7 protein-coding genes and 1 pseudogene are annotated in these 10,873 nt (G+C 62.5%); all 8 read right to left on the bottom strand.

The window, feature by feature from the left end:
• Window positions 1-184 (bottom strand): annotated as a pseudogene (locus AC27VL_RS16385) (energy transducer TonB); the annotation flags it as partial.
• 143 nt (window positions 185-327) lie between these two features.
• Window positions 328-1,515, bottom strand: a complete 1,188-nt coding sequence (locus tag AC27VL_RS16380) for a tetratricopeptide repeat protein (RefSeq protein WP_099819422.1) — start codon at window positions 1,513-1,515, stop codon at window positions 328-330.
• 131 nt (window positions 1,516-1,646) lie between these two features.
• A complete protein-coding gene (locus AC27VL_RS16375; protein ID WP_025875555.1) occupies window positions 1,647-2,453 on the bottom strand; it encodes a M48 family metallopeptidase in 807 nt (268 codons plus the stop codon).
• 71 nt (window positions 2,454-2,524) lie between these two features.
• Window positions 2,525-3,370 (bottom strand): CPBP family intramembrane glutamic endopeptidase, encoded by an 846-nt coding sequence (locus tag AC27VL_RS16370; protein WP_191078317.1) that lies wholly within the window; start codon window positions 3,368-3,370, stop codon window positions 2,525-2,527.
• 67 nt (window positions 3,371-3,437) lie between these two features.
• Window positions 3,438-5,897, bottom strand: coding sequence for a DNA topoisomerase (ATP-hydrolyzing) subunit B (gene gyrB, locus AC27VL_RS16365; RefSeq protein WP_099819420.1), 2,460 nt, complete (start codon window positions 5,895-5,897; stop codon window positions 3,438-3,440).
• 112 nt (window positions 5,898-6,009) lie between these two features.
• Window positions 6,010-7,104, bottom strand: coding sequence for a DNA replication/repair protein RecF (gene recF, locus AC27VL_RS16360; RefSeq protein ID WP_346559424.1), 1,095 nt, complete (start codon window positions 7,102-7,104; stop codon window positions 6,010-6,012).
• 923 nt (window positions 7,105-8,027) lie between these two features.
• Window positions 8,028-9,128, bottom strand: coding sequence for a DNA polymerase III subunit beta (gene dnaN / locus AC27VL_RS16355; protein WP_005411731.1), 1,101 nt, complete (start codon window positions 9,126-9,128; stop codon window positions 8,028-8,030).
• A gap of 276 nt (window positions 9,129-9,404) precedes the next feature.
• Complete coding sequence (gene dnaA, locus AC27VL_RS16350) at window positions 9,405-10,736, bottom strand: chromosomal replication initiator protein DnaA (RefSeq protein ID WP_089241915.1); 1,332 nt, start codon at window positions 10,734-10,736, stop codon at window positions 9,405-9,407.
• Window positions 10,737-10,873 lie beyond the last annotated feature (137 nt).

Here is a 10,873-nt window from a genome sequence, read left to right as displayed (position 1 = left end):
CGATGGTCACCATGACGTTGCGCTCCTTCTCCGTCACGGCCTTGGGAGCCACGGCGGGAATCAGGAGCATCATGAAGGCCGCCAGATGCAGGGCGATTACAAACGCGATACCGACGATGCGAGGCCAGCTCAGCCCCGAGTCATCGGGTTGTTCGTACCGGTGAACGACTAGTTGTTCCGTCATGCGCCAAGAGCTCAATAGTGGGGCCGGAATCCCGGGGGCGGGATCCCTGATCAGCGGTGCATGACACCGCAGGAACCTCCAAGCTTATACCAATCCTGAGCGCTTGCGCATCAACTGGGCAGGCGTTCAGGCGTTATTCCTACTTACTTCAGGTTGATGATTTTCTTGGCATCAGCCTGGTTCTTCACGCCCTTCGCCAGCGCCTGCTGGGCGGCCTGCTTGGCCTCCGGGACACGACCTTCACTGTGCAAAACACGTGCCAGATTCAGGTAGGTCTCACCGTCCTTGGAGAGCGGGGCGGCCTTCTGCCACGCATCGATCGCCTGCGGCACCTGGTCGGAGTAGTAGTAGGACTGGGCCAGTGCCAGGTAGACCTGGTAATCCGGCTTCAGGATGCCCTTCTGCAACCCTTCGTTGATGACCGCGATGACGTCCTTTTCCTTGTTCTCGGTGTTGGCATAGATCGAGTACAGCTGCTTGTACTCGCGCTCTTCGGTGAGCTGACCGCTGCTGCGCAGCTTGTCCATCACCGCGGCGGCCTTTGGCATCTGGTCGGCCTGCATGTACATGTTGGCCAGGTTCAGCTGCGCTTTTTTGTCATTCGGGTTCTTGGCGGCCAGTGCTTCGGCAGCCTGCACGGCCTCACCGGTCTGGCCGGCTTCGGCCAGCGCGGCCATCAGCAGCTGGTTCCAGTTGTCCTTCGGCTCGGCAGCGCCGGCGATGGCCTGCTTCAGCACCGGGATCGCTTCCTGGTAGCGCTCCAGCTGGTACAGCGCCTGGCCCTTGATGATCAGCTCTTCCGGCTTGGTCGACTTGCTCTCGGCGAAGTACTTGTCCAGGGTCGCCAGGCCTTCAGCGGTCTTGTCTTCCTGGATCTGCAGCTGGCCGAGCATCAGCATCGACTGGAAGTGGCCGTTGTTGTCCAGGCCGTTGAACTGCAGCACCTGCTTCAGGTAGGCGATGGCGGCTGCGGTGTCGTCGGTCTGGTAGGCGGCCTGGGAGGCGAGCTGCGCGGCCAGCGACTTGTCGTACTCGTTGGCGCCTTCGTTGGCCAGGATCTCGTCGGCCAGCGTGCGGGTCTCCGGGAACTTTTCCTTGTTGTAGCTGTCAATCATCTTCTGCAGCTTGCTGCCCAGCTTGGCCGACGACTTCGCTGCCGGTTCCTGGCGGGTCGCGTTCGGGAACAGCACTTCGGCCTTGGCCTGCTTGCCGCCACGGTTGCCACGCTCGGACGAACGCGAGGACTGCGCGAACGCATCGGTGACCACGGCGCCGGTCAGGGCAGTGGCGATGAGGACGGAAAGCACAGCTTTGTGGTTACGGAAAATCATCGTTCACCTCGATCGAACCGCCGGTAGCGGCAAAGTCGGACTGTCAGAAAAATCTGAGCCGCCAAACGTATCAGAAACAGATGGCGTGAGAAATCGTTTTATGTGCTGCAATACAGCATGAATCTGCGCACTCAGCCACACTTTGGACGGCGTCCGGCCGCCTGGGCCTGCTGGTAGACGGGGCCGAGCGCCGGTACATCACGCTGCAACTCCCTGATCCGATTGGCTGGATCGGGATGGGTGGACAACCATTGCGGGCTGCGACCGCCACTGGCGGCCATCATGTTCTGCCACAGATCGACCGCCTGGGCAGGGTTGAATCCGGCCTCGGCCATCAACCGCTGACCGATCACATCGGCCTCGCTCTCCTGGGTGCGTGAGCCGGGCAACAGGAACGCGGTCTGCGCCCCCATCCCGCCGAGCTGGTTGACCGTGCTGGCCGCGCCTTCGCCGCCATACGCGCCCGCGAGTGCCCCGAGCACCGCCAATCCGGTCTGCGCGCCCATCTGCCGGGTGATGCGCTCTTCATGGTGGCGGGCGATCACGTGGCCGATCTCATGGCCGATCACTGCGGCCAGCTGATCCTGGTTCTTGGCGACGCTGAAGATGCCGGTGTTGACCCCGACCTTGCCGCCGGGCAGGGCGAAGGCGTTGGGTTCCTTGTCGACGAACACCGCCGTCTCCCACCGTACGCCACGGTACTGAGGCGGCAGCTGTGCGACGAGCGCATTGACCACGCATTGCACGTAGCCGTTCTGGCGGCCGTCGCTGCTGATCTTCTCTTTCTGCTTGGTCTCAGCGAATGCCTGCGCACCCAGCTGATCCAGCTGTGCCTGCGACACGCCGCCCACCATCTGCCGACGTCCGGTGGGCGAGGTGGTGGTCGCGCAGGCGCTGACCAGAGTGGTGATGACGATGGCCAACAGCAGTTGTTTCATGGACCCACCCCCGTGTTCAGAAGCCCAGTGTGTAACGGGTCTGCTTAATCTTTCGTCAAGCGGACAGAGCCTTACGTTGCCCCGAAAAACACCAGGGCTGCAAGCGCCACGGCGTTGTTCAGTGCATGTGCGGCGATCGCCGCCCACAAGGTGCCAGTGCGGCGGTACAGCCAGCAGAATGCAGCGCCCATGCCGCCATAGACCAGCCACAGCTGTGCGATCTCGGCCGGGCCATTGGCGCTGGTACCGGGAATTTCATGGATGAGCGCGAACGCCAGGCTGCTCAGGATCATCCCCAGCCACGGCCGTCCGGCCTGCCACAGACGCCCGAACAGGACACGGCGGAACAGCAGTTCTTCGTAGGCGGGTGCAAGCACCACGGCAAACAACGTCAGGAACAGCGGAAAACGGGCAACCGCGTTCTGCATCAGTTCGAGGTTTGTCGGCACCGGCTCGATGCCCATCTGCTTGGCCACGAAGGCGATACCGTTGCTGCCGATCACGATCGCGCTGGCAACCAGCAGCGTCCAGCCCCAGGTGGAGGGGCGACGGAGTGCGTCCCGCGAACGCTGGCGTTCGGCAGCGTTGGCCGGTCGGCGCCAGAAATACACCAGCAGCGCTGCGCCGCCGGTAGCGACCAGTGCCATCAGGATCTGCCCGAGCGCACCGGGTTGGCCGAGCTGCTGGGCGACCGCTGCCGTATCAGGCATGCCGCCGCCGGATTTGGCGCTGGCATAACCCACCACGATGCCGCGGTAGAGCCCCCAGACCAGACCACTCACCAGGCTCAACCCGAACAGGGTGACGGCGGCGATGCCCAGATCAATGAAAAAACCTGCCAGCGGCGAGGAGGCGCGGGCGGCTGCGGTTGCCGGCGGGACCGGCGGCGGAGCGGAAACCGGGGCGGAAGCGGACATCGATTACCTGCGATCAAGGGACAAAAGCCGGCGCACCTCCCCGCGCGCCGGCCACGATCCGATTGTGTCAGATATCCAGGTTGGCGACCTTCAACGCGTTGTCTTCGATGAAGTCACGACGCGGTTCGACCACATCACCCATCAGGGTGCTGAAGATCTGGTCAGCGGCCACCGCGTCTTCGATACGTACCTGCAGCAGGCGACGGGTATCGGGATTCACGGTGGTATCCCACAGCTGTTCCGGATTCATTTCACCCAGACCCTTGAATCGCTGGATCTGACGGCCGCGCTTGGCTTCGTCCAGCAGCCAGTTGCGGGCCTGCGCGAACGAGTCGATCTCGATCGACTTGGCGCCACGGGTGATGACCGCGCCTTCGCGGACCAGACCGTGCAGCAGCTGCGCTGCCTGGTGGATGCCGCGCAGTTCGCCGCTTTCCAGCGCAGACAGCGGCAGCACCTGGATGTGCTGTTCGCCCATGTGGCTGCGCGTGACCAGCACTGCAGCCGGACGCTGCTCGTTGGGTTCCTGCAGTTCCAGGGTGAAACGGGCGCTGCCGAGGTTGCCTTGGTTGAGGTGCTTGGCCAGCGCGTCCAGGCCTTCGCCAGGACCTGCAGTGCGCAGGTTTTCCAGCTCCAGCGGCATGAAGTCGACCAGCGCTTCGAGCAGGTTGCGATCGTAACGGTGGGTATTGCGGTTGATCGTGTCCTGCGCGGCAGCGTAGGCGAGCAACAGCTTTTCCAGCGCCACGCCATCGATCGGCGGCTCGCCGCTGGCCGGCACCAGCCCGGCATTTTCCACCGCGCTGCTGGCCAGATAGCTGTCCAGTGCCGGATCGTCCTTCAGGTACAGCTCCTGCTTGCCCTGCTTGATCTTGTACAGCGGCGGCAGGCCGATATAGACATAACCGCGCTCGATCAGCTCCGGCATCTGACGGTAGAAGAACGTCAGCAGCAGGGTGCGGATGTGCGCGCCGTCGACGTCGGCGTCGGTCATGATGATGATCTTGTGGTACCGCAGCTTGTCCGGGTTGTACTCGTCACGACCGATGCCGGTACCCAGCGCGGTGATCAGCGTACCCACCTGGTCGGACGCCAGCATGCGGTCGAAACGCGCACGTTCCACGTTGAGGATCTTGCCGCGCAGCGGCAGCACCGCCTGGTTCTTGCGGTTGCGGCCCTGCTTGGCCGAACCACCTGCCGAGTCACCCTCGACGATGAACAGTTCGGACAGCGCCGGATCCTTTTCCTGGCAGTCGGCCAGCTTGCCCGGCAGGCCGGCGATATCCAGCGCACCCTTGCGGCGGGTCAGGTCGCGGGCCTTGCGAGCCGCTTCGCGGGCACGGGCAGCGTCGACGATCTTGCCGGCGATGGCCTTGGCTTCGTTCGGGTTTTCCTGCAGGAACTCTTCCAGGCGCTGGCCGAACGCGCTTTCCACGGCCGGGCGCACATCCGAGCTGACCAGCTTTTCCTTGGTCTGGCTGGAGAAGCTGGGATCCGGCACCTTCACCGACAGCACCGCGATCATGCCTTCGCGCATGTCATCGCCGGTCAGGTTGATCTTGGCCTGCTTGGCGATGCCGTTCTGCTCGATGTAGTTGTTGAGCACGCGGGTCAATGCGCCACGGAAGCCGGCCAGGTGGGTACCGCCGTCCTTCTGCGGAATGTTGTTGGTGAAGCAGTACATCGTCTCCTGGTAGGAGTCGGTCCACTGCAGCGCCACTTCCACGGTGATGCCATTGGATTCGCCGGTCACCGAGATCACGTTCGGGTGCAACGGCGTCTTCAACTGCGCCAGATGCTCCACGAAGCTGCGGATGCCGCCCTCGTAATGGAAGTCGTCGCGGCGGCCATCACCACGCTCGTCCACCAGCACGATCTTGACGCCGGAATTGAGGAAGGACAGTTCGCGCAGGCGACGGGCCAGGATGTCGTAGTGGAATTCCACATTGTCGTGGAAAGCCTTTACCGACGGCCAGAAGCGCAGGGTTGTACCGCGCTTGGTGCTGGGACCGACCTGCTTGAGCGGATGCAGTGCTGCGCCGTCGGCGTATTCCTGCTGGTAGTGGAAACCGCCTTGGTAGATATCCAGGACCAGCTTCTGCGACAGCGCGTTGACCACGCTGACACCCACGCCGTGCAGGCCGCCGGAAACCTTGTAGCTGTTGTCGTCGAACTTGCCGCCTGCGTGCAGGACCGTCATCACGACTTCGGCAGCAGACACGTCGCGGTCGAGCTTTTTGCTCATCTGCTCGTGCTTGCCCGTCGGAATGCCGCGACCGTTGTCGGACACGCCTACCGAGCCATCGGCATGGATCGTCACCGAGACGTGGTCGGCATGGCCGGCGAGGGCTTCGTCGATTGAGTTGTCGACGACCTCGAACACCATGTGATGCAGGCCGGTGCCGTCATGGACGTCGCCGATGTACATGCCTGGGCGCTTGCGGACAGCCTCCAGGCCTTCCAGGGCCGTAATGCTGTTGGCGTCGTAGTTGCCGTTGTTTGCCGGGGTGTTCTGTTCGTCGGTCATTGCGCTTGCCGTAGGCTCCGCAGGTCGGACACCGCTTTGAGCGATGTGCCGAGAATGAAGGGATAGCAGCCTGAATTATACCAGCCGGGGCTGAGCGGCCTTGCCGTGCCCACTATGGCACAGCCACGATCTGTGCATGTTCCACGTGGAACCGGGTGACGTCGCTCAGGGTCTCCAGTGCCGCAGGCGTTTCTGTTGCGGTGATGAAGATCTGCGCCGGCGCCGCCAACAAGCGGTGCAGTACCCGGCTCTGGTGGGTGCGATCCAGCTCCGAAGCCAGATCGTCCAGCGCGATGACGGGCCACTCGCCGCGCTGCTCGGCGTAATCCTCTGCCTGAGCCAGCAGACAGGCGAGGGCGGTGAGCTTGGCCTGGCCGCGCGAGAGCGCATCGCGGCCTGGAATGGTGTGAAACGCCACGCTCCAGTCTGCGCGGTGCGGGCCCAGCGAGGTGTAACCCGCCTGACGATCGCGTTCGCGCGCCAGCAGCAGTGCATCTGCCAGTGGAACCTCGCTTCGGCGCCAGCCCGGGCTTAGATTCAGGCCCACAATTCCCAGCTGAGGAGCCAATGCCTCGGCCAATGCGATCGTCCGGGACTGCAACCGCTCCAGATAGTGCTGCCGACGACTGGTCAGCGGCTCTCCCGCCTCGGCCAGCTCGTGATCCCAGGTATCGAGCATCCGCGACGGCCCGCCCTGCTTGAGCAGGGCGTTGCGCTGCTTCAGAGCCCGCGAATAGCGCCGCCACAGGGAAAGAAAGTCTGGTTCCACGTGGAACAGGCCCCAATCGAGGAAACGCCGGCGCGGTTCACCACCACCACTCACCAAGGCATGGCTGCCTGGTTCAAAGGTGACCACCGCCAGAGCGGCACACAGGTTTCCGAGCTGAGCGACGTCTTCGCCATCCAGGCGCCCCTTCCACTCCTGCCCACTATGGCGCAGGCCCGCCTTTCGGCGCTGCGCGGGCAGATCACCGCGTTGTTCGTCCCATTCCACGAAGACTTCCAACGCCTCATGGCCCTGACGCACCAGGCCGTCGCGTACCCGCCCGCGGAAACTCCGCCCATAGGCCATCAGATGCAACGCTTCAAGGACGCTGGTCTTGCCAGCGCCGTTGTCACCGGTCAACAGATTCACCCCTGGCTGGGGCGACAGCTCCACCGCATCGAAACGACGCAACTGGTGGAGGGCAAGACGACGAATCTGCATGGGATGCGACAGACCATCCGCACGTGGCGGTAGAGGGACGGGGAATCACCCAGCTTACTGCATTGGTCAAGCCAGCCGTCATGTCGGGACGCGGCCCGGCATCAGCGAGCCCTGTCGACGTTGGAGAACATGTGTTCCACGTGGCGGGGCCGTGACTTCCGGCGACAGGCGACCGGACAGCGGCCGAAATCGTTCAAATCCAGCAGCTGGCCAAGGCTCAAGAGCCCAGATTTCAACGATCCGAAGACCGTTATTCGCACACCAGGCCTGAGAGTGCGCTGGGGTGGCAGTCAATACCCCGAAAATTCCTTGAAATCTGGGGGCGGTGGTCCTGCCAGGTTCCACAGATTTCAAGAAATTCAAAGCCTCCGTTCCACGCCATCCACAGGGGGCATGTATGACTTATACACAAGGTGTGGGCGAACTGTGGATAAAAAAGCCACTTTTCCATCGCGTCAAAACTATCCACAGGTTCCCCCCCAGGCTTGATGGCCTATATACAGGGGGTTTCAGCCCTATAAAATTCTTCTAATTCAAAAACATAGCTTACTTTTACATGAAATCTGGCCCTACCATCACCACCAAGCTTTTGATTTATACCCAGATTTAGAAGCTAGGGAGGCCCCGACTTTCCGCGAACGAGGCCTGTGGACAGAGAGGTCAGCACGCAGGGCAGGTCGCTTGATCCAAGACCGCTCCCTGATCGCATCCAAGCGGTCTCAGCATCCCTGAAGGGCTGGAACTCCTCGGCTGGGTCCACCACAGCGCGAATCCCACGCAAGAGCGCGGAAGCCAGGAACGTCTCATCAACCGCAAGCCCGATGGTGCCAGAAAGATCCGGCACCGATGCTCCACGTGGAACAAAAAAAAGACGCCCGGGAAATCCCGAGCGTCCATGTGTTCCACGTGGAACTGCGCGAAGGTCAGAGACGCAACGGCATCACCACGTGACGCGACTTCTCACTGCTCGATTCACGCACCAGCGCCGAGGAGTTGGAGTCGCGAAGCTGGATGATCACTTCTTCGTCGCGCAGGGCGGAGAGGGCATCCAGCAGGTAGTTCACGTTGAAGCCGATGGCCAGATCGCTGACCGTGGTGTCCGCTTCGATTTCTTCCTGGGCCTCTTCCTGCTCCGGGTTGTGCGCGCTGATCTTCAGGTTGCCCGGCGAGACTTCGACGCGGATGCCGCGGTACTTCTCGTTGGACAGGATCGCGGCACGCTGCAGCGAGGCGCGCAGTGCTTCGCGATCAACCTTCACTTCGCGGTCGGCACCGATCGGAATCACTGCCTCGTAATCCGGGAAGCGACCATCGATCAGCTTCGAGGTGAAGGTGACATCGTCGCGCTTGACACGAACGTGGCTGCGGCCGACTTCAAGTTCGATCTCGCGGTCGCCGCTTTCCAGCAGGCGCTGCAGTTCGGTCACGCCCTTGCGCGGCACGATGATCTGGCGCTTGGAACCGCTGGGCTTGGCCAGATCGGTTTCGCACAGTGCCAGGCGATGACCGTCGGTCGCGACGGTGCGAAGGGCATCGCCGCGCAGATCGAACAGCAGGCCATTGAGGTAATAGCGCACGTCCTGCTGGGCCATCGCGAACGCCGTGCGCTCGATCAGCTCCTTCAGGGTGGCTTCGCCGATGGCAACGCGCTCGGTGGCTTCCACTTCGTCCACCGACGGGAAGTCGTTGGAGGGCAGGGTGGCCAGGGTGAAGCGGCTGCGACCTGCCTGCACGGTGATCTTGTCACCGGTCTGCGAGACGGTGATCCGGCTGCCATCGGGCAGTGCACGGATGATCTCGAACAGCTTGCGGGCCGGAATGGTGGTTTCGCCGTCCTGGGCATCTTCAACCGCGATCCGCGACACCATCTCCACTTCCAGGTCGGTACCGGTCAGCGACAGCTGGCCGTTCTGCACCTGCACCAGGAAATTGGCCAGAACCGGAAGGGTCTGGCGGCGTTCGACCACGTTGACGACCTGTGCCAACGGCTTGAGAAAGGCTTCGCGCTGCAGTGTGAAACGCATGTGGTTCCGTGCCCCTATGCTTTAAAAAAATGTGGAATAAATCAAAAGCTTGGTGGTGCTGGTAGAGCCAGAATCGCTGGAAAACACAGCTAAGTCTTTGTAAACAAAGGGGTTTCACGCTTCGAAACCCTCTGCATTACCAGCCCCCAAGGGGTGGGGAAAGCTGTGGATAAATTCTCCGCGAAATCCAACGGCATTTTTATCCACACCCTGTCCCGCGCTTGCTACCGGATTCTGCACCGTTTTATGCGGTGACGCCTCATCGGCGTACGTGCATCATTCGCTCAGCTTCCGGATCAGCTTGTCCCAGTCCTCGCGGAGCTTGCCGTCGGCTTCCATCAGGGTGCGGATCTGCCGGCAGGCATGCAGCACCGTGGTGTGATCGCGACCGGCAAAGGCGTCGCCGATTTCGGGCAGGCTGTGTTCGGTCAGTTCCTTGGTCAGCGCCATGGCAACCTGACGCGGACGGGCCAGCGACCGGGTCCGACGCTTGGACAGCAGATCCTTGATCTGCAGCCCGTAGTAGTCGGCAACGGTTTTCTGGATGTTGGGAATGCTGATCGCCTGCTGCTGGGCGCGCAGCAGATCGCGCAGGGTTTCCTGGGCGAATTCGGTGGTGATCGCGCGGCCAGTGAAATTGGCGCGGGCGGTCAAGGTATTCAGCGCGCCCTCGAGGTCGCGCACATTGGAGCGCATCTTCTTGGCGATCAGGAACGCAACGTCATCGGGAATCTCGGCACCACGCTCGCGGGCTTTGGCCAGCACGATCGCAGCGCGGGTCTCGAAGTCCGGCGGCTCGATCGCCACCGACAGGCCCCAGGCAAGACGCGACTTCAGGCGCGCTTCCAGGCCTTCGACTTCGCGCGGATAGCGGTCGCAGGTCAGGATGATCTGCTGCTTGCCATCGAACAACGCGTTGAAGGTGTGGAAGAACTCTTCCTGGGTACGGTCCTTGCCCGCAAAGAACTGGATGTCATCGATCAGCAGCGCGTCGACCTGCTGGAACTGGCGCTTGAACTGATCCATGGTCTTTTCCTGCAAGGCCCGGATCATCGCGCTGAAGAACTGTTCCGAACGCAGGTACAGCACCTTGGCCCCCGGATTGGCCTGACGCATCGCGTTGCCGGCGGCGAACATCAGGTGGGTCTTGCCCAGGCCGGTGCCCCCGTACAGCAGCAGCGGGTTGTGCGCGCGGTCGCCCGGCTTCTGCGCCGCCTGGAATGCCGCGGCCAGGCCCAGCTGGTTGCTGCGGCCTTCGACGAAGTTGGCGAAGGTGTAGTGGTTGTCCAGGTTGCCGGCGAACGGGACCTGCGGCTGCACCGGCGCCTGCGCCGAATGGCTGGAAACCGGCGCGATCTGCGCGTCCACGGGCCGCGGGCGCGAGCCGATTTCAAGAAAAACGTCGCCGAAACCGGCAAAGTGGGTGACCAGCTCGCGGATCCGCGGCAGGTACAGTTCGCGCACCTGATCGACAATGAAGGCATTCGGTGCATACAGCACCAGGCTGTCAGCGCGCAGATCGGCCTGCAGCGGCTTCAACCAGGTGTGAACATCCTCGGGCGGGAACTCCGCCTCGAGTCGCTCGAGACTACGTGACCAGGCATCCATCAGCAATAATTGTCCGGTGGCCGATGCATAGGCGCGAAAAGGCGCCCAAACACAGGCCTGAAAGGGGGAAATGGATGGCTCAGCCTACCACCGAGCGCCCGCCTTCGGAATGCTTGTCCCGTACTTATTCACAAAAA

The sequence above is a fragment of the Stenotrophomonas sp. 14P6.2.3 genome, from assembly GCF_057799055.1.
The sequence above is the reverse complement of the archived record's forward strand: the minus strand, read 5'-3'. Positions and strand labels throughout refer to the sequence as shown.